Annotated in this window: 12 protein-coding genes and 1 pseudogene; 4 read left to right on the plus strand and 9 right to left on the minus strand. The window is 70.4% G+C overall.

Features of this window, described 5'->3' with window-relative positions; translation table 11 throughout:
* Positions 1 to 25: 25 nt before the first annotated feature.
* Positions 26 to 1,072 carry a LacI family DNA-binding transcriptional regulator gene (locus tag B0I32_RS29610; RefSeq protein WP_245956107.1) on the minus strand — a complete coding sequence of 349 codons (1,047 nt, stop codon included), beginning with the start codon at positions 1,070 to 1,072 and terminating at the stop codon, positions 26 to 28.
* A gap of 223 nt (positions 1,073 to 1,295) precedes the next feature.
* Between B0I32_RS29610 and B0I32_RS60120 the strand changes: the two are divergent.
* The 4 genes and pseudogenes from B0I32_RS60120 to B0I32_RS29630 all read left to right on the plus strand — a co-directional run bounded on the left by B0I32_RS60120 (position 1,296) and on the right by B0I32_RS29630 (position 5,978).
* A pseudogene (locus B0I32_RS60120) lies at positions 1,296 to 2,560 on the plus strand (ABC transporter substrate-binding protein).
* A 3-nt stretch (positions 2,561 to 2,563) separates the two neighbouring features.
* Positions 2,564 to 3,448, plus strand: coding sequence for a carbohydrate ABC transporter permease (locus B0I32_RS29620; protein WP_106245333.1), 885 nt, complete (start codon positions 2,564 to 2,566; stop codon positions 3,446 to 3,448).
* Complete coding sequence (locus B0I32_RS29625) at positions 3,435 to 4,316, plus strand: carbohydrate ABC transporter permease (RefSeq protein WP_219912051.1); 882 nt, start codon at positions 3,435 to 3,437, stop codon at positions 4,314 to 4,316. The genes B0I32_RS29620 and B0I32_RS29625 overlap by 14 nt, the downstream gene beginning before the upstream one ends.
* A gap of 36 nt (positions 4,317 to 4,352) precedes the next feature.
* On the plus strand, positions 4,353 to 5,978 hold the full coding sequence (locus B0I32_RS29630) for a GH39 family glycosyl hydrolase (RefSeq protein WP_106245335.1): 1,626 nt from the start codon (positions 4,353 to 4,355) through the stop codon (positions 5,976 to 5,978).
* A gap of 54 nt (positions 5,979 to 6,032) precedes the next feature.
* On the opposite strand, the gene B0I32_RS29635 is transcribed toward B0I32_RS29630, so the two are convergent.
* The 8 genes from B0I32_RS29635 to B0I32_RS29670 are packed head-to-tail and all read right to left on the minus strand — an operon-like array spanning position 6,033 to position 19,588.
* A complete protein-coding gene (locus tag B0I32_RS29635; protein ID WP_106245337.1) occupies positions 6,033 to 9,509 on the minus strand; it encodes a ThuA domain-containing protein in 3,477 nt (1,158 codons plus the stop codon).
* A 40-nt stretch (positions 9,510 to 9,549) separates the two neighbouring features.
* Entirely contained in the window at positions 9,550 to 10,383 is an 834-nt protein-coding gene (locus B0I32_RS29640; RefSeq protein ID WP_106245338.1) for a sugar phosphate isomerase/epimerase family protein, read from the minus strand.
* A gap of 38 nt (positions 10,384 to 10,421) precedes the next feature.
* On the minus strand, positions 10,422 to 11,618 hold the full coding sequence (locus tag B0I32_RS29645) for a substrate-binding domain-containing protein (protein ID WP_106245340.1): 1,197 nt from the start codon (positions 11,616 to 11,618) through the stop codon (positions 10,422 to 10,424).
* The gene (locus B0I32_RS29650; protein ID WP_106245342.1) at positions 11,605 to 12,555 is read right to left on the minus strand and encodes an ABC transporter permease; all 951 of its coding nucleotides are present in this window, start codon (positions 12,553 to 12,555) and stop codon (positions 11,605 to 11,607) included. The genes B0I32_RS29645 and B0I32_RS29650 overlap by 14 nt, the downstream gene beginning before the upstream one ends.
* Positions 12,552 to 13,559 (minus strand): ABC transporter permease, encoded by a 1,008-nt coding sequence (locus B0I32_RS29655; RefSeq protein WP_219912052.1) that lies wholly within the window; start codon positions 13,557 to 13,559, stop codon positions 12,552 to 12,554. The genes B0I32_RS29650 and B0I32_RS29655 overlap by 4 nt, the downstream gene beginning before the upstream one ends.
* Positions 13,560 to 14,990: a sugar ABC transporter ATP-binding protein gene (locus tag B0I32_RS29660; RefSeq protein ID WP_181307917.1), complete on the minus strand. Its 1,431-nt coding sequence runs from the start codon at positions 14,988 to 14,990 to the stop codon at positions 13,560 to 13,562. It lies immediately after the preceding gene.
* Between the two features lie 39 nt (positions 14,991 to 15,029).
* Positions 15,030 to 16,760, minus strand: coding sequence for a ThuA domain-containing protein (locus B0I32_RS29665; RefSeq protein WP_181307911.1), 1,731 nt, complete (start codon positions 16,758 to 16,760; stop codon positions 15,030 to 15,032).
* Between the two features lie 11 nt (positions 16,761 to 16,771).
* Positions 16,772 to 19,588, minus strand: a complete 2,817-nt coding sequence (locus B0I32_RS29670; RefSeq protein ID WP_106245346.1) for a PQQ-dependent sugar dehydrogenase — start codon at positions 19,586 to 19,588, stop codon at positions 16,772 to 16,774.
* Positions 19,589 to 19,595 lie beyond the last annotated feature (7 nt).

Here is a 19,595-nt window from a genome sequence, read left to right on the forward strand (position 1 = left end):
TAGAGACATGACCGAATCCTTCTGTTCATGACGCGGGGGCGGGGCCCGTCGAGTCGCGGACACTGAGGGTGGTCGCCAGCTGGAGATGCCGCGAGGCGGGCTGGACACCGTCGGCCATGCCGAGAATGGTCTCCACGGCCATCCGCCCCATGCCTTCCAGCGGCTGCCGGACCGACGTGAGCCGCGGCGTGGTCCACTCGGTCTGCGGCGTGTCGTCGAACCCCGTGACCGACAGCTCGCCCGGCACGGAGACGCCCAGCTCCTTGGCCGCCGCCAGCACTCCGACGGCGATCTCGTCGTTGCCCGCGACGATCGCGGTCGGCCGTTCCCCGGACGTGAGGAGGTCGCGGGCGTGCCGCCGCCCGGCCTCGACGGAGAACGCCTCGTGGCGGATCAGCGCGCGGTCCGGGGCGAGGCCGGCCGAGTCGAGCGCGGCCTGGTAGCCGTGGAAACGTTCGATCGAAGGGGCCGAACCGATCGGCCCGCCGATCCAGCCGATCCTGCGGTGGCCGAACTTGATCACGTGCTCGGTCGCGGAACGGCCGCCCGCCCAGTTGGTGGAGCCGATGCTGACCAGCCGTGACTCCGTCGTGTCGATGGGATCGATGGTCACGACGGGCAGCTGGAGATCCTCGGCGGCGTCGAGCACCGAGTCGGGCACCGCGACGGCCAGCGCGATGAGGCCGACGACGCCGGACGCCTGCTGCTCCCCGATCCAGGCGCCCGCCGCCGGACGGCTCATGCTGATCGGCTCGCCGGGCGGCAGGCGGAGCAGGAGCTCGGCCCGCGCCGACGTGGCGGCCATGAGGATGCCCTGGAGCACCGTTCCGGCGTAACGGGACTCCACGATGTCGAGCACGGTGAGGAGGGTGCGCTCGCGGGGTTGCTCGTGCCGCGCCGCCGTCGGCTTGTAGCCGATCTCGGCCATGACGCCGAGCACCAGCTCGCGTGTCTTGGCGCCCACGTCGCTGCGCCCGTTGAGCACCTTGGACGCGGTCGTCGGCGAGACGCCGGCGAGCCGGGCGACGTCGGCCAGGGTGGCTCGATCAGAACGACCTCGCCCTCGCACCACGACGTTCCCCTCCCCGGGCTCCGAAATTATTTCGAAACCTATCATGCGCGCCTCGCTCCAGCGGTTTCCGTTCGTCACCCCGTTGACACGGCGAAGAGGGGACACCTAGTGTCCTCGCCAGACCGAATAAGTTGCGAAATAATTTCGGAACGCCCAGGAACGAGAGGAGAGGGCCATGAGGCTCTCCCACAAGCTCAGGCTCCTTTCCGCGGCACTCGCGCCGATGCTCGCGCTGACCGCGTGCTCGGGCGGCGGCTCCAGCGCCGGCGACGGTGGCGGCGGCGGCGAGCGAACGAAGATCACGGTCTGGAGCTGGGACGGCACCGTCGAGAAGGCCGTCCCCGGCTTCCAGGCCGCCCACCCCGACATCACGGTCGAGGTCGTCAACGCGGGCTCGTCCCAGGACGAGTTCAAGGCGCTCGACAACGCCATCCAGGCCGGCTCGGGCGCCCCCGACCTGGTCATGTTCGAGTACTTCGCGGTGCCGTACTTCGCCGTCCCCGGCAAGCTCGCCGACCTCGGGGAGCTCGGCGCCGACCGGCTCAAGCAGGACTTCGTCCCGGCCGCGTGGAGCGACGTGACGGTCAACGGCAAGGTCTACGCGGTGCCCTCGACTACGGACCGTCGGCGATGTTCTACAACGAATCCACGCTCAAGAAGGCCGGCATCGACGAGCCCCCCGCCACCTGGGAGGCGTACTACGAGGCCGCCAAGAAGATCCACGCCCTCGGCGACGACTACTACATCGCCCAGGACACCGGCGACATCTTCTTCCTGCTCTCCCTCATCTGGCAGGCCGGCGGCCGCCCCTTCAAGGTGGACGGCACCAAGGTGCGCATCGACTTCACCGACCCCGGCACGACCAAGGCCGTGGCCTTCTGGCAGAAGCTGCTCGACGAGGGCCTGATCAACACCAAGATCACCGGGTGGTCCGACGACTGGAACCGGGCGCTCAACGACGGAACCCTGGCCACCCAGACCATGGGCGGCTGGCTGACCTCCACGCTGCCCGAGCGCGCGCCGAAGTCCTCCGGCGACTTCCGGGTCGCGCTGATGCCGCAGTGGCAGCAGGGCGCCAAGACCGGCGCGGCGAACGGCGGCAGCTCCTTCGGCATCCCGGCCGCGGCCGAGCACAAGGAGGCGGCCTTCACCTTCCTCGAGTACTTCGCGCACGGCGGCGGCCTGTCCACCCGCGTCGACGCCGGCGCCTTCGTGCCGAACCTGTCGGTGCTGGACAACGAGGAGTTCCAGGGCAAGGCCAACCCGTACTTCGGCGGCCAGAAGGTCGGCGCCGTGCTGGCCGAGGCGTCGGAGATCGTCGGTGACGGCTGGCAGTACCCGCCGTTCTTCGAGTGGGCCCGCTCGATCTACGGCGACCTGGCCTCCCCGTTGTACACGACGGGCAAGGGCTCGCTGGCCGAGGTCCTCGAACAGTGGCGGCAGCGCTGCATCCAGTACGGCAACGAGCAGGGTTTCGAGGTGAGCTGACCGGTGGCGCCGACCCCCAAGCGCCGGAGGTCACCGATCGGACTGGCGTTCATCGCGCCCTTCGGCACGCTGTTCGCGCTCGTCTTCGTCGTGCCCATCCTCTACGCCGCCTACCTCAGCCTCTTCCAGGACAAGCTCGTCGGCGGCAACACGTTCGTCGGCTTCGCCAACTACGTCAAGCTGGTCCAGGACCCGCAGTTCTTGGACGGTGCGGGACGCGTCGTCTGGTTCACTGTCGTCCAGGTGCCGATCATGCTGTTCTTCGCCATGGCCCTGGCGCTGGCGCTGGACTCCATGCGTCTGCACGGCGCCAGGTTCCTGCGGGTGACGATCTTCCTGCCGTACGCGGTGCCGGCGATCGTGTCGACGCTCATGTGGGGCTTCCTCCTGGGCGTCAAGTACGGCCTGTTCGGCAGCCTCAACCGGGCCCTCGGCACCGACCTCGACCCGTTCGCCCCCGGCACCACGCTCATCTCCATCGGGGTGATGGTGACGTGGGCGTTCACCGGGTTCAACATGCTCATCTTCTACGCCGCGCTCAAGGCCGTCCCGCGCGAACTGTACGAGGCGGCGGCCATCGACGGGGCCGGCGAGTTCCAGATCGTCCGGCGGATCAAGCTGCCGGCCCTGCGCGGGTCGCTGGTCGTCACGATCATCTTCTCGATCATCGGCACGTTCCAGATGTTCAACGAGCCGCAGATCCTGCCGTCGATGGTGGCCAACAGCGGCGTCACCACCTTCTACACGCCCAACCTGTACGCCTACAACCTGGCGTTCACCGGGTCGCAGCAGGGTTACGCGGCGGCGCTCGCGCTCGTCATGGCGGCGATCACGATCGCCGTCGCCTACGCCGTCCAGATCAGAGGGCTGAGGAATGCAGATCGCTAGCCGCCGGCTCCCCACGGTGGACAATCCCAGGAAGAGCACGACCCTCACGGTGATGACGGGCCTGTTCACCCTGTACTGCCTGCTGCCGCTCGGCTGGCTGGTCGTCAACGCCACCAAGTCGCAGGCCGACTTCGTGTCGACGTTCGGGCTCGCGCCCGGCCGCGAGTTCGCCCTGTGGGACAACATCGCGCAGGTGTTCACCTACCAGGACGGGATCTTCGCGCGGTGGCTGCTCAACACCCTGCTCTACGTCGTCGTGGGCGCGACCGTGTCCACCTTCCTGGCCGCCCTCGGCGGGTACGCCCTGGCCAAGCTCGACTTCCGCGGCAAGCGGACGTTCCTCCTGGTCGTGCTGGGGTCGATCTCGGTGCCCGGCATCGCCCTGGCGATCCCGCAGTTCCTGCTGTTCGCGCACATCGGCCTGACCAACACGCCGTGGGCGGTGCTCATCCCGTCCTTCATCAACCCGTTCGGGTTGTACCTGATGTGGGTGTTCACGGCCGAGGCGGTGCCGTCGGGCCTGCTGGAGGCCGCGAAGATCGACGGCGCCGGGGAGTTCAGGACCTTCCTGCAGATCGCGCTGCCGCTCCTCGCGCCGGCCGGCGTGACGGTGCTGCTCTTCTCGTTCGTGTCCATCTGGAACAACTACTTCCTGCCGTTGATCATGCTCAAGGATCCCGCCTGGTATCCGCTGACCGTGGGCATCAACCAGTGGAACAAGCTGGGTTCGACCGCCGGGAACGGCGCCCTCGTCCAGAACCTCGTGATCACCTCGGCGCTGCTCACGATCGTCCCGTTGATCATCGCGTTCCTCAGCCTGCAGCGGTACTGGCAGTCGGGCCTGTCGCTGGGCGCCGTGAAGGGCTGATCCATCCATGCAGATCCGTCGAAGAGAAGTGAGGCGATGAAGAGCGAGCCCCGGTTGCGGATCGACGGCGAGCCGCGCGCGGAGAGCGCGCTGCCGCACGTCTGGAGCAGGTGCATCGGCGCGGGCCGGGCGAACGAGGCGCTGCGCGCGGACTGGCAGCGCCAGTTCGCCGAGGTGGCCGCCGCGACGGGGGTCGAGTACCTCCGCTTCCACGGCGTCTTCCACGACGACATGTTCGTCTACCGGGACGGCTACGGCGGCGGCTTCGGCCCCGACTCGCCTCTCCCCTCCCCCGTGTACACCTTCTCCTACGTCGACAAGGTCTTCGACTTCCTGGTGGACCTCGGCGTCCGTCCCTTCGTCGAGCTGGGCTTCATGCCGCGCGGGCTGGCCACGCGGACCGAGACCGTGTTCTGGTGGGGCGCCCACTGCAGCCCGCCCAACGACATGGCGCGCTGGGTCGAGCTGGTCACCCGAACGGTCGAGCACTGGATCGACCGGTACGGTCTCGACGAGGTACGGCGATGGCGCTTCGAGGTGTGGAACGAGCCGAACCTCGTCCCCTACTTCTGGACCGGCACGAAGACCGAGTACTTCGAGCTGTACGAGCACACCGTACGGGCGATCAAGTCGATCGACCCGGCCCTCAAGGTCGGCGGGCCGGCCACGAGCGTCTTCGTGCCCGACGACCGCTACAAGGGCGAGAGCGAGGATCGCTCCGCCTCGCTCGCGACGGCCGCCGCGACCGACGTGGACGCGCTCGACTGGCGCCCGGTCTGGATCGAGGACTTCATCGCCTGGTGCGCCGGACGGGCCCTGCCGATCGACTTCGTCTCGGCCCACCTCTATCCCACCGACTTCGCCTACGGCGCGAACGGCGAGGCCGTGCACATCACCCGGTACGCCGACGCCACCTACGACGACCTGACCCTCCTGGGCGAGATCGTGCGCGACAGCCCGTATCCCGATGCGGAGATCCACATCAGCGAGTGGTCCACGTCTCCTTCGGCCCGCGACTTCATCCACGACACGCCGTTCGCGGCGACCTACATCACCCGGTCGTACCTGCGGTGCGCGGCCCTGGCCGACTCCATCTCGTACTGGACGTTCACGGACGTGTTCGAGGAGGGCGGCGCCGGGATCGGGCCGTTCCACGGCGGGTTCGGGCTGGTGAACGAGGGCGGCATCCACAAGCCCACGTTCCACGCGTTCACGATGCTGGGGCGGCTCGGCGACCGGCTGCTCCTCTCGACGCCCCACGGGGTCGTCACCCGGGACAGCCGGACGTCGGCCGTGTCGGCGGTGTTCTTCAACTATCCCGAGGACATGGAGACGAAGGGCGTCGCCGCGTGCGGCTCCTATCCGGAGGTCCGCGAGCTGGCCGGACGGGGACCCGCCAGGCGCGTCCGCCACTCGATCGGCGGCCTGCGGCCCGGCGGCACGTTCCTGGTCGAGATCCTGGACTGGGAGCACGGCAACGTGGCCGAGGCGTGGTACCGGCTCGGCTCGCCGCTGAACCTGTCCCGGGCCGAGCACGACCATCTGAGCGGCGTCGCCGGCGCGCTCCTGCGGTACACGCTGACGGTGCCCGACGACGGGGTGCTCGACCTGGACGTCGAGCTCGCGCCCTGGGCGGTGATGTCGCTGACGCAGGCGTCCTGACCATGGTGCGGACCGTCGCCAGGCGATGCCGGCGACGGCCCGCACCCGCTGGGGTCAGGTACGGGTCCAGCGCTGGTTGGCGCCGCCGTTGCACGACCAGATGGTCAGCTTGGTGCCGTTCGCGGTGGCGTTGCCGGGCACGTCCAGGCACTTGTTCGCGCCGACGGCGGTCATGGTGCCGTCAGCGTTCATGCGCCACTTCTGGTTGTCCTGGCCGTTGCAGTCCCAGATGATCACCGCGGTGCCGTCGGCCGTGCCGGCGCCGTTCACGTCCAGGCACTTGCCGCCGTAGACCCGCAGCTCGCCCGCGCTGGTCGTGGTCCACTGCTGGTTCGCCTGCCCGTTGCAGTCCCAGATCTGCGCCTGCGTGCCGTTGGCCTGCGAGGACCCGGCGTCCAGGCACCGGCCCGACCCGGCGCCTCGCAACGCGCTCGTGTCCGGCGGCGAGCCGTCGCCCTGGCCCACACCCCTGCCGTTGAAGGTGATGGAGTCCAGGTCGAACGCGTTCGCGGACGGCGCCTTGAACACGACGTGGACGTTGCGCGTGCCGCCGGGGTCGGTGACCCGCACCGCGGGCAGCGACACGTAGGTGTTCCAGCCCCCGGTCGCCGGCACGGTGCTGGTGGCGAGGAGGGCACCGGTCGGCGAGTCGGCGCGCAGTTCGATGGAGGCCCCGGTGCCGGACGGCGCCGAGACGCGGAAGGACACCGTGTCGATGCCGGACAGGCTGATCGGGGTGAAGGAGATCCAGTCGTTGTTGGAGATGTCACCGATGCGCCTGCCGCCTTCGGCTCCGGACTCGTCGACGACGCGGATCCCGGACGAGCCGGTGAAGTGCTCGGCCTGCTTGTGCTTGGGCTGCAGGGTGATGCCGGCGGAGCCCTTCAGACCGCCGGAGTCGGTGTAGTCGGCGGACAGGACGTAGTAGACGTTGGCGGCCTCGTCATGGCCGGAGGCCGTGGTCGTGACCGTCCCGGTGCACCCGGTGTACTGGCCGGTGTCGTGGGCGTGCTGGTCATGGCCGAGCGCGGTGATCACGTTGACCTCGGCGCAGTCGGCGGCGCCGTCCTCGGCGTCGGTGACGTCGACCGTGTAGTCCACCTCGTCGCCGAAGTCGATGAACCCGCCGTCGGGCGGAGCCGAGAAGGCCACCTCGGGACGGGTGTTGCCGACGACGACGGGCACCGTGACGCTGCCCGTCTTGCCGCCCGCGTCCCGTACGGTCAGCCTGGCGGTGTAGCTGCCGTTGGCGGTGTAGGTGTGGGAGGGGTTGGCGCTGGTGGAGGTCGCGCCGTCGCCGAACTCCCAGGCGTAGGTGATGGCGTCGCCGTCGGGGTCGGCCGAGCCGGCCGAGGAGAAGGCCACCGTCAGCGGCGCCGTGCCCGAGTCTGGGCTGGCGCTCGCCTTGGCCAGGGGTGCTCGGTTCCCGGCCACGTAGTCGATGCGGTAGATGCTGTCGTCGGTGTTCGCGTGGCCGAAGCCGTTGCCCCAGTCGGCCATGTAGAGGGCGCCGTCCGGGCCGAACTTCATGTCGATCGGCGCCCGCGGGGCGAGCTGCGCCACGAAGGGGTTGATCTTCAGGAGGTTGCCCGAGGAGTCCAGGCGGACCTCCTTGACGAAGTTGCGACTCCACTCGTAGAAGAACGGTGTGCCGTCGTAGTAGGCGGGGAACTTGCGGTCCGACCCGCCGGTCGCGTCGTAGCGGTAGAAGGGGCCGCCCATCGGGGCGGCGCCGCCGCAGCAGTCGATCTCGGGGAACTCGGCCGAGGCGTGGTAGTCGTACCAGACGGTCGCAGGCTTGGCCGCGGGCAGGCTGGTCAGGCCGGTGTTGTTGGGCGAGTTGTTGACCGGCGCCGAGCAGTCGAACTTCGCGCCGGAGGTGCCGGTGGCGAAGTTGTAGTCGTTGAACGGGAGGTTGTTGCCGACGCAGTACGGCCACCCGTAGAAGCCGGGCTGCTTGATCAGATTCCACTCGACGGTGCCCTCGGGGCCGCGGTTGGGGTTCGCGGCGCCCGCGTCGGGACCGTAGTCGCCCACCGAGATCCAGCCTGTCACCTTGTCGATCGCGAAGCGGAACGGGTTGCGGAAGCCCATCGCGTAGATCTCCGGCCGGGTCCTGGCGGTGCCGGGCGCGAAGAGGTTGCCGGACGGGATCGTGTAGGTTCCGTCGGGTTCGGGGTGGATGCGCAGGATCTTGCCGCGCAGGTCGTTGGTGTTGGCCGAGGACCGCTGGGCGTCGTAGTGCTCACGGCCCTGCCGCTCGTCGATCGGGGCGTAGCCGCTGGAACCGTTGGGGTTGGTGTCGTCGCCGGGGCCGATGTACAGGTTTCCGCCCGGCCCGAACGCGAGGTAGCCGCCGGTGTGGCCGGGCTCGTCGACGTTGCGGTACGCCGGCACTTCGATGACCTTCTTCTCGCTCGCCAGGTCGAGGCCGGTGCCGTTGAAGGTGAACCGCGAGACCCTGTTCACCTCGCCGCCGCCGGCCGGCGAGTAGTTGATGTAGATCCAGCCGTTGGTGGCGAAGCCCGGGTCCAGCGCCAGTCCGATGCCGCCGTCCTCGCCGCCGTCGTACACCGGCAGGGTGCCGATGACGCGCGTGCCACCGCCGTTGGCGGGGATGAGGTTCACCTTGCCGGAGCGCGAGATGTAGAAGACCCTGCTGTCGGCGGCCACGTCCAGCTCCATCGGCTGGTCCGGCGCACCGTCGAGGGTGACCTTCTGGAAACGGGCCGCGACGGTGCCGCCGCAGTCGCCCGGCGCCGCGCCCGCCGCCCACTGCACCGCGCCCAGCAGGTGCTGCTTGAACAGCGGCTCCGCGTAGGAGGCCGTCTGGTGGCCCATCGCGGTGGCGAACACCCGGCCGCCCTCCGGGTTGTGGCACCAGGAGATCGGATGGTCGGCGCCCATCCTGCTCGGCCCCGCGTCATAGGTGGTCTCGTCGGCGGTCACCAGCACGTGGACGGAGCCCCGCGTGTTCTTGTCGAAGTTGTACCACTCCTCCGAGCGCACCCACCGGTCCGGCAGCCCCTTCGTGGCGGGGTGGGCCTTGTCGGCCACCTTGGCGGTGCCCTGCAGGATCGACGAGTGCGCGGTCATGTGGGCGCCGGCCAGGGCGACCTGGTCCCACCAGGGGAACTGCGCCTCGATGTTCATGTCGGTGGCGTTGTGGATCGCCACGACGCCGCGGCCGCTGCGGACGTAGGCCTGGAAGGCCTGGCGCTGGGCGTCGTTGTCCCACACCATGCCGTTGGTCTGAAACATGATCACCGCGTCGTAGGTGCTCAGCGTCGCGGCGGTGAAGACGGAGGAGTTCTCGCTGTGGTCGAGCTGGAAGTCGTTGTCGGTCGCCAGCTGCTGGAACATCGCGACGCCGGCGGGGATGGAGTCGTGCCGGAAGGCGCCGCTCGCCGTCTCGGTGAACAGCAGCACCTTGAACTGGGGCGCGGCCGCGTGCGCGACCGGCGGCGACAAGGACAGCAGCAGCCCTGACAAGGCTGCGACCAGGGCGCAGAACAGGCGTGATCTTCGCATGAAGGATCTCCTGAGGGGGTGCCGGCAACGGTGGGAACTTTCACAGCGCGCGCAGGTAGGCGAGGCCGTCCACGGCCAGGGCGTCCTGGCTCCGCGCGAGAGGCCGCCAGATGGAGGCCGCGGTGGCGATGGTCCGGTTGTGCGCGGTGAACGACTCGATGACGAGCGGGCCTTCGTAGCCGGCGTCGCGCAGGGCCTGGGTGAAGCCCGGCCAGTCGAAGCGGTCGGCCCCCGGTGTGCCGCGATCGGTGCCGCACACCTGCACGTGCGCGAGGCGATCCGCCGCGGCCCGCACCGCCCGGGCGGGGTCCTTCTCCTCGATGTTGAGGTGGTAGACGTCGAGGGCCAGGTGGCAGTCCTCCGGCAGTGCGTCGAGCGCCTGCTCGACGGTGTTGAGGAGGCTGGTCTCGTACCGGTTGAGCGGCTCGACCGCGAGCTTGATCCCGCGCCCCGCCGCGTGGTCCAGGACGGGACGCAGGTTCTCGCGCAGCTCGGCGTAGACGGCCCGGCGTTCGTCCGGCGAGAGCCGCCAGGTGCGGCCGACCGAGGCGTACGCCGGCCCCGCGATCGCCGGGGAGCCGACGGTCACCGCCACGTCGACGCAGTGCCGCAGATAGTCCTGGGTGTCGCGGACGGTCTGCGCGGAGGCGGCCACGAGCTCGCGCCCCGGCGGCATGACCAGCACCACGGACGCGGTCAGCCCGTGCTCGGCCAGCACCGCCGCGGCCTTGCCGGGGTCCCAGTCGCCGGGCCGCTCGACGGGCAACTCGATGACGTCGAAGCCCCACCGGGCGACGCGGGGGGCGAGCCGCGCCAGCTCGTCGTCGGTCAGCGGGGAGACCCAGACCCAGGTGTTCACTCCGATGGAGAACATGGCGTCCCTCTTCGTCGTCGTTCGCGGGAAGGAACCGGTCAGCCCTTCTTCCCGCCCCAGCTCTCCGGGAAGCCGGGCAGGTCCTCACACCCGCACAGCGCGTAGTGCAGGGGCGGCATGTTGGGCTTGAGGTAGGCCGGCAGAGTCTCGCTGGTGACCTTCGGCTGCGGCAGGTTCCACGTCCCGGGCACCTCCTCGCCCTTGAGGATCTTCAGCGCGGCGATGACCGGGGTGCGCCACTGGTAGGTGGGGTACGTGGGCGCTACGGCGGTGAGGCCGGCGTCCTTCCACTTCTGCAGGAAGTCCTGCTGGTCCTCGCCGTTGATCGGCGGCACCCGCAGGCCGGCGTCCTCGAACGCCTCGACCGCGGCCACCGCCGTGGCGCCCGCGTCCATCCAGACGCCGTCGATCGTGCCGTGCCGCTGGATGTAGTCGCTGACGATGCTCTTGGTCCTGGCGGCGTCCCCGTCGGTGAACTCCACCCCCACGACCTGGAGGCGGCTCCTGTCGAAGACCACCTTCGCCGCCGACCAGCGGGTCTCCAGCACGTCCACGCCGGGCAGGATGCGCAGCGCCAGCACCTTCCCGCCCTCCGGCACCTTCTCTGCCAGGAACTCGGCGGCGTCGGCGCCGAAGGCGTAGCCGCCGATGGGCTTGATGAACGTCACCGGGCAGTCGGTCTCCACGCCCCGGTCGAACACGATGACGGGCACCTTCCCGCAGGCGGCCGCCACCGCGGGGGTGAGCGTGGCCGTGGTGTTCGGCGAGACGATCAGCGCGTCGCAGCCCTTGGCCTGCAGCTCGGCGATGTCGGAGATCTGCTTGTCGTCCTTGCCCTCGGCGTCCAGGGCGGTGAACTTTCCGATCTCCTCGTGCAGGCTCACCTCGGCCTGCATCGTCTTCCAGCCGACCTGGCGCCAGGGGTTGTTGACCGCCGCGTTGGAGAAGCACAGGTGGTACGGCCCGTCCTTCTTGTACTGCGCCGTGTCGATCATCTTCGGGGCGATGGCCTGCTCCCAGGGCTTGTTCGCGGGGCCCTCAGGCGTCTGGGAGCGCATGCCGAGCTGGGCGTCGAAGTCCGCCTGGACGAAGAACTTCGACTGCGCGCCCGTTCCGGAGCCCTGAGCGCTCGCGGCGGGCGCCGCGGACGGGGTGGTGGCCGCCGGCTTGTCGGTGGTGCAGCCGGCGGCGACGAGCACGGCGAGCACGGCGACTGCGGCCCTAGGACGCGGCATGTGCGTCTCCTCTTCGGGGGGTGGGCTTCCGGGGAAGCCGGATGGCTCCTGCCGCGACCGCGGCGATGATGATGACGCCCTGCACGGTGAACTCCAGCGCCCCCGAGATCCCGTACAGGTTGAGCAGGGTGAACAGTGCCTCCAGCGTGACCGCCCCGGCCATGGCGGCGAGCACGGAACCGCGGCCGCCGCCGAGCACCACGCCGCCGAGCACGACCGCGGTGATGGCGGAGAACTCCAGCCCCTGGCCCGCCTGCGCCGAGACCCCGGCGAATCCGCCGAGCAGGATCGCCGCGACGGCCGCGGACAGGCCGGAGAGCATGAAGGCGAAGATCTTGACCCGATCGACCCGCACCCCGGACAGTGCCGCGGCGCGCTCGTTGTCGCCGGTGGCCATCAGCGTCCTGCCGAAGTCGGCGCGCATGAGCCAGATCGCCGCCGCTCCCGTGACCAGCAGGATCAGCACCGACCACGGCACGGGTCCGAGGCCGCCGCGGCCGAACTCCCGGAAGCCTTCCGACAGCGCGCCGCGCGGCGCGCCACCGGTCCAGAGGAAGACCGCCCCGCTGAGGACGAGCAGCATGCCGAGCGTCACGATGAACGACGGCACCCGCAGCTTGGTGGTGAGCACGCCGTTGACGAGGCCGGCGAGCAGCCCGGCGACGATCAGCAGGGCGAGCACCGGCCAGGTGGCGGACTCGTCGCCGTCGATGAGCCGGGCGGCGATCACCACCTCGGCCGTCACCAGCGAGCCGACCGACAGGTCGAACTCGCCGGAGACGACGACGAAATACTGTCCCGCGGCGAGGACCACCAGCGGCGCGGCCCGCTTGAGGAACGCCAGGAATCCGGCGGGCTCCAGGATGAAGGGGTTGGCGATCGCGATCGCGGCCAGCAGCACCACGAGGACCGCGAGGATGGGAAGGGCCCGCCTCATGCCGTCCGCCTCGTGCCGCGCCGGGCGTAGACGGCCACCGCGACGACGATGACCGCGCCGCGGACCACATCCTTGACGAAGGAGTTGATCTCGAGCTGGTTGAAGATGGTGTCCAGGACGGCCAGCAGCAGGACCCCGCCCACGGTCCCGGCGACCCCGCCCCTGCCTCCGGCCAGCGCGGTCCCGCCGAGCACGACCGCGGCGATGGATTCCAGGTCGTATCCGCCGTCGGTGCCCACCGTGGGCGCTCCCGCCCCGAGCCTGGCGGCCAGCAGGAGGCCCGCGATGCCGGCGCAGACCGAACAGAGCACGTGGGTGATCACGATGACACGGGGGGTGCGGATCCCGGACAGCCGGGCGACCTCCTCGTCACCGCCCACCGCGTAGATCCGGTGGCCCAGCCGGGTCCTGCTCAGCAAGAACCAGGCCACGACGGCGACGCCCGCCCACAGCATGGCGGAGACGGGGATCGGCCCGACGCGGGAGTAGCCGAGGAGCTGGAACGACTCGGGCACCTTGCCCGCCGGGCCGTCGTACAGGTGGTCGACGACGCCCTTGATGATCAGTGCGGCACCGAGCGTGGCGATGAAGGCGTGGACCTGGAGCCGGGTGATGACCAGCCCGTTGAAAAGTCCCACCAGCGCGCTGATGACCAGCACCGCGGCGATCGCCGGCCCGATGTTCCCGTCCTGGCCCGCCATGATCTCCGCCGCGACGAGCGAGGCCAGGCTGATCAGGTACGCCACCGACAGGTCGAGCGACCCGGCCAGGATGGCCAGCGTCTGCCCGATCGCCACGATGCCGAGGGCGGCGGAGCGCTGCTGGATCCCGACGACGCTCTCCATGGTGAGGAACTGGCCGCCGTCGATCGCGACGAGGGCCCAGCCTGCCGCGACCAGGCCGAACAGCGCGAGGAACACCACTCGCGCGGGGTCGTGCGCGTGACTCGCCGGGCCGCCGCGCGCCTGTCGGGCGGCGCGGCCGGCGCGCGTGAGCAGGTCCACTCAGCCCACCTCGCCCGCGGCCAGACGCATGACGGCTTCCTCGGAGGCCCCGGCCGGCAGCGTGCCCGCGACGCGGCCGTCGCGCAGGACGACGATGCGGTCGCTCATGCCGATGAGCTCGGGCAGCTCGGACGAGATCATCATGATGGCCATGCCGTCGTTCGCCAGTTCGCGCATCAGGCCGTGGATCGCGGCCTTGGCCCCGACGTCGACGCCCCGGGTCGGTTCGTCGCACAACAGCACCCGCGGTGCCATCGTCATCCATTTGACGAGCACGACCTTCTGCTGATTGCCGCCGGACAGGTAGCGGACCTCCTGTTCCCGGCGCGCGGGCGACAGGCGCACCCGTTCGAGCAGGTCGCGGACACCGCCACGGTTCCCGGCGCCGACCGCGCGGGCGACGAGCAGGACGTTGTCGCGCACGGACTGGCGCAGCGCGAGCCCTTCGGCCTTGCGGTCCTCGGTCACGAGCCCGATGCCCATGGCCACGCCTTCCCGGACCGAGCGCGGGCACGAGGGGGTCATCTCGCCCGTGGTGAACGGCTCCGCCCCGAAGATCGCCTTGGCGAGCTCCGACCTGCCGGAGCCCTGCAGGCCCGCGATGCCGACGATCTCCCCGGCGCGCAGCTCCAGATCGATGTCGCGGAGCCGGTGGTTGCCGGCCGCGCGCAGGCTGAGGCGTACCTCGCCGGCGCCCGCCGAGCGGGGCGGGAAGCAGGCGCCGAGGTCGCGGCCCACCATGAGGCGGATCAGCTCGTCGGAGGTCACCTCGCCGATCGGGAGCGTGGTGACGCGCGCGCCGTCCTTGAGCACGGTGACCCGGTCGGCGAGGTCGAACACCTCGCGTAATCGGTGGGAGATGTACACGACGGCGACGCCGCGGTCCCTCAGCCGCCCGATCAGCCGGTAGAGCAGCTCGACCTCGTGCTCGGCGAGCGCCGCGCTGGGCTCGTCCATGACGAGGAGCCGGGCGTTCACCGACAGCGCCTTGACGATCTCGACGATCTGCTGCTGGGCCACCGGCAGGCGCTTGACGGTGTCGCGGGGGCCGAAGGTGCCCTCGCCCAGCTCGTCGAGAAGCCTGGCGGTCGCCTCCTCCATGGCGGCGCGGTCGACCAGGCCGCGCCTGACGGGCTCGCGGCCGAGAAACACGTTCTCGGCCACGGTGCGCTCCGGCAGCAGGTTGAACTCCTGGTGGATGATGGCGATGCCGGAGCGCTGCGCCTCGATCGGGTGGCCGAAGGTGACGGGCCGGCCGTCGATCTCGATCGTGCCCTCGTCCGGCGCGTGCACCCCGCAGATGATCTTCATGAGGGTGGATTTGCCGGCGCCGTTCTCGCCGACGACGGCGTGGACCTCGCCGGCCGTCACCTCCAGGTCCACGCCGGACAGCACTCGCACGCCCAGAAAGCCCTTGCCGATGCCGCGCATGCTCAGCACGTGGCCTGCCTTCTCGGGCTCCCGGGGGGCTCAGCCACGGGTCCAGCGCTGGTTGGTTCCGCCGTTGCAGGTCCAGATGCGCGCCTTGGCGCCGTTGGCGGTGCCGGCGACGTCCAGGCACTTGTTCGCGCCGACGGCGGTGATCGTGCCGTCGGCGTTCATGCGCCACTTCTGGTTGTTCTGGCCGTTGCAGGTCCAGATGATCACCGCGGTGCCGTCGGCCGTGCCGGCCCCGTTCACGTCGAGACACTTGGTGCCGTAGACGCGCAGCTCACCGGCGGCGGTCGAGGCCCACTGCTGGTTGGCCTGGCCGTGGCAGTCCCAGAGCTGGGCCTGCGCGCCGTTGGCCTGCGAGGCGCCGCTGACGTCCAGGCAGCGGTTCGACCCCGCGTGCTTCAGCGCGCCGGTGCCGCCCGGCGGGCCGGACAGTTCCTTGATCCGGATGTTGCGGAAGGACACCACGTCGCCGGAGCCGTGGTTCTGGATGCCGATGTGGCCCTGCTGGAGCGAGCGGGCCGGATCGGTGTTGGTGAAGTCGTTGATCCTGGTGCCGTTCAGGAACACCTGCAGCCGCTCGCCCTCCACCAGCAGTTCGTAGGTGTTCCACCGGCCCGGCGGGTTCAGCGCGGCGTCGCGGGCGGCGAGGTCGGCGGACTTGAAGCCGTAGACGGCCCCGGTCGTCCTGTCCGGGGTGTCGGTCGCGTCGATCTGCACCTCGTATCCGGTGCTGAGCGCCGCGTTCGGGTCGCCGGTGGCCGGGAATCCGACGATCACCCCGGAGTTGGAGTCGCCGGTCAGCCTCCAGTCGAGCTTGAGTGAGTAGGAGCCGAACTCCTTGGCGTCGTACCACAGCATGCCCATGCCGCCCTGGGAGGTCAGCGTGGCGTCGCTGCCGGCGAACGATCCCGGCCCCGCCTGCGACCAGCCCGCCGTGGAGCCGTTGTACAACGTCGTGTACCCGGTCTCCGGGCGGCAGTCGGCGTTGACGGCCTTGGCCGCGTACCGGATCCCGCCGGCCAGCAGCGCGCGGAAGTCCGGATCGGCGTACGACTCCTGGGTGTGCCCTAGGCCGGTGTAGAACGAGCGGCCCGAGGACTGCGGGTGGCACCAGGTGATCGGATGGTCGCCCATGCCGCCGCCGCTGTAGCTGCTCTCGTCCAGGCTCTGCAGCACCCGGACGTTCTGGCGGGGGTTGGTGCGGTAGTTGTACCACTCGTCGGTGCGCGACCAGGTCGCCCCGAGGTGCGCGGTCGCGGCGTGCGCCCGGTCCTCGGTCCGCACGGTGGCCCGCTGGATCGCCGGGTGGTTGTTGAACCAGGCCCCCACGAGCTGCCCGTAGTAGGGCCAGTCGTACTCGGTGTCGGCGGCCGCGTGCACGCCGACGTAGCCGCCCCCGCCGTCCACGTACGTCTGGAAGGCGGCCTGCTGGTCGGCGTTCAGCACGTCGCCGGTCGTGCTGAGGAACACCACCGCCTGGTACTGGGCCAGGTTGCCCGTGCTGAAGGCGGCCGAGTCCTCGGTGGCGTCCACGGCGAAGTCGTTGGCCGCGCCCAGGTCGCGGATGGCCTGGATCCCGGTGGGGATGGAGTCGTGCCGGAAGCCGGCCGTCTTGGAGAACACCAGCACCTTGACGGCGGCAGCCGTGGCGGGGAGGGCGGGGAGCATCGTCGCGGCGAGGCCGATCGCCGCCGCTGTCACGGTCAGGCGCCGCAGCGTCCTGCGGCCGCTCCCGGGTAGGGCCGAAGTCAGATGTCGCAGCATGGGTGTCCCTTTCAGATGCGGGTCCAGCGCTGGTCGGTTCCTCCGTCGCAGGTCCAGATGCGTGCCTTGGCGCCGTTGGCGGTGCCGGGCACGTCCAGGCACTTGTTCGCGCCGACGGCGGTGATCGTGCCGTCGGCGTTGAGCCGCCACTTCTGGTTGTTCTGGCCGGTGCAGGTCCAGATGATCACCGCGGTGCCGTCGGCGGTGCCGGCCCCGTTCACGTCCAGGCACTTGCCACCGTAGACCCTCAGCTCTCCCGCGTCGGTGGAGGTCCACTGCTGGTTGGGCTGCCCGTTGCAGTCCCAGAGCTGGGCCAGTGCGCCGTCGGCCTGCGAGGCGCCGTTGACGTCCAGGCAGCGGTTCGAGCCCACGCCCTTGAGCGCGCCCGTGCCGCCCGGGCCGCCGCCGGTGGACAGGGTGAAGGCGTCCACATCGAACAGATAGCCCTGCCCGGACGGGCCGCGGAAGACGAGGTACAGCGTCGTCGTCCCGGACGGCGCACCGGCGAGGGACGCCGAGACGTCGGTGAAGACGTCCCAGCCTCCGGTGCTCGCCACGGTCGCGGTGCCGAGCAGCGTGCCCGTCGCCGAGCCGGCCCGCACCTCGATCCGGCCGCCCGCGCCGGCCGAGGACACGCGGGCGGTGATCCGCGTGGCGTCCGCCAGCCGGTACGGCTGGAAGGAGATCCAGTCGCCGTCGTCGATGAAGCCGGCCGTCATGCCGCCCTCCGCCGTGGCGTGCTCGGCCGTCTGGACGCCCTGCTGGGCGCCGAAGTGCTCCGCCTGCCGGTGCCGTGGCTGGAGGACGCGGGCGCTGGTGGAGGTCAGGCCGCCGCCGTCGGTGTAGGAGGCCTCGAAGACCCCGTAGATGTTGGCCGCGGCGTCGTGCTCGCCGTCCACGGGCACCGCGATGGAACCCGAGCAGCCGGTTCGGGAGGTGATCTGGTGGCGGTGGCTGTCGTGGCCGAGGAAGTAGGCGACGGTGACCCCGGCGCAGTCGATCGTGCCGTCCTCCGGGTCGCTGACGGTGACCTGGAAGGGCACGGTGTCGCCGAAGGAGAAGGGCTGTCCGTCACCCGGGGTGGTGAGGGTGACCGTGGGCGCGGTGTTGCCGACGGTCACGGTCACGCTCGCCGTGCCGGTGAGGCCCTGCGGGTCCCGGACCGTGAGCGTGGCCGTGTAGGAGCCGTTCGCGGAGTAGGTCTTGGTCGGGTTCGCCGCCGTGGAGGTGGTGCCGTCGCCGAAGTTCCACGCGTACGTCAGCGCGCCGCCCTCCGGGTCGGAGCTGCCCGCCGAGGAGAAGGCCACGGTGAGCGGCGCCGGCCCTGACGTCCTGTCGGCGGACGCCTTGGCGATCGGGTTGCGGTCGGCGTCGCCGATGTACTCGATGCGGTAGAGCGCCTGGTTGTTGCTCCCGGTGCCGTAGTCGAGGACGTACAGGGCTCCGTCGGGGCCGAAGGCCATGTCCATCACCTGCGTCCCCGACCAGGGGAACGCGGCGATCTCTCCGTAGCCTCCGTCCTGCTCGACCTCGATCGCCTTGATCCAGCGCCGCCCGTACTCGCCGGCGAAGTACCGCCCGTCGAGCGACTGGGGGAACTTGACGGCCGAGTTCAGGCCGGGGTCGTAGCGGTAGACCGGGCCGCCCATCGGCGACTCCGACCCGGAGCCGAACTCCGGCGGGCTTCCCGCGTCCCCCGCGTACCGGATCCAGGCCGGCTTCGCGGCGGGCAGCGTGGCCTGGCCGGTGTTGCGGAAGGAGTTGTTGGCCGGGCCGCCCGCGCAGTCGTACTTGGGACCGGTGGCGTTGGTGGCGAAGTTCCATTCGTTGTAGGTCTCGGCGGTGGTGTTCGTGCCCGTGCAGTACGGCCATCCGTAGTTGCCCGGAGCGGTGACGCGGTCGAACTCCACCTGCCCGCTCGGCCCGCGGGCCGAGTTGGACACGCCCGCGTCGGGCCCGTAGTCGCCGAGGTAGACGATGCCGGTCGCCTTGTCCACGCTCATCCGGAACGGGTTGCGGAAGCCCATCGCGTAGATCTCCGGCCGGGTCCGCGCCGTCCCCGGCGGGAACAGGTTGCCGCTGGGGATGGTGTACGTGCCGTCGGCCTGCGGTTTGATGCGCAGGAGTTTGCCGCGCAGGTCGTTGGTGTTGGCGGCGGAGCGCTGGGCGTCGTACTGCGGGTTGCGGCTGGTCCGCTCGTCCAGCGGGGAGTAGCCGGCCGACTCGAACGGGTTGGTGTCGTCCCCGGTGGTCAGGTAGAGGTTGCCGGCGGCGTCGAAGTCGATGTCCCCGCCCACGTGGCAGCACATGCCGCGGTCGTTCTGCACCCGCAGGACGACCTTCTCGCTGGACAGGTCGAGCGTGTCATCCGTCTTCAGGGTGAACCGGGACAGATACAGCTCGCCCTTCCACTGGTCGAACTGGGACTGCGTGCCGGTGCTCGGCGCGTCGCCGCTCGGCGTGCTCAGCCGCGGGGAGTAGTAGAGCCACAGGTGCCGGTTGGAGGCGAAGCCGGGATCGGCCGCCACGCCCTGCAGGCCCTCCTCGTCGTGGGTGTAGACGTTGAGCCGGCCGGCCACCTTCGTGGCGCCGGCGGCGTCGGTGACGCGTACCGTGCCGTCGCGTGCCGTGTGCACCACCGACCGGTTCGGCAGCACGGCCAGCGACATCGCCTCGCCCAGTTCCGTGCCGCCCGAGGCGAGCGACACCTGCTGGTAGTCGGAGGGCGGGATGTCGAGGGCGTAGGCGGGGGTGGCGTCGAGCGCGAGCGCTCCGGGGGCGATCAGCGCCAGCGCGGTCAGCAGCACGCGCCACGGACGTCGGGACATGAGGGTT

It is taken from the genome of Nonomuraea fuscirosea (assembly GCF_003001935.1).
In the GTDB taxonomy this organism is placed as follows: Bacteria; Actinomycetota; Actinomycetes; order Streptosporangiales; family Streptosporangiaceae; genus Nonomuraea; species Nonomuraea fuscirosea.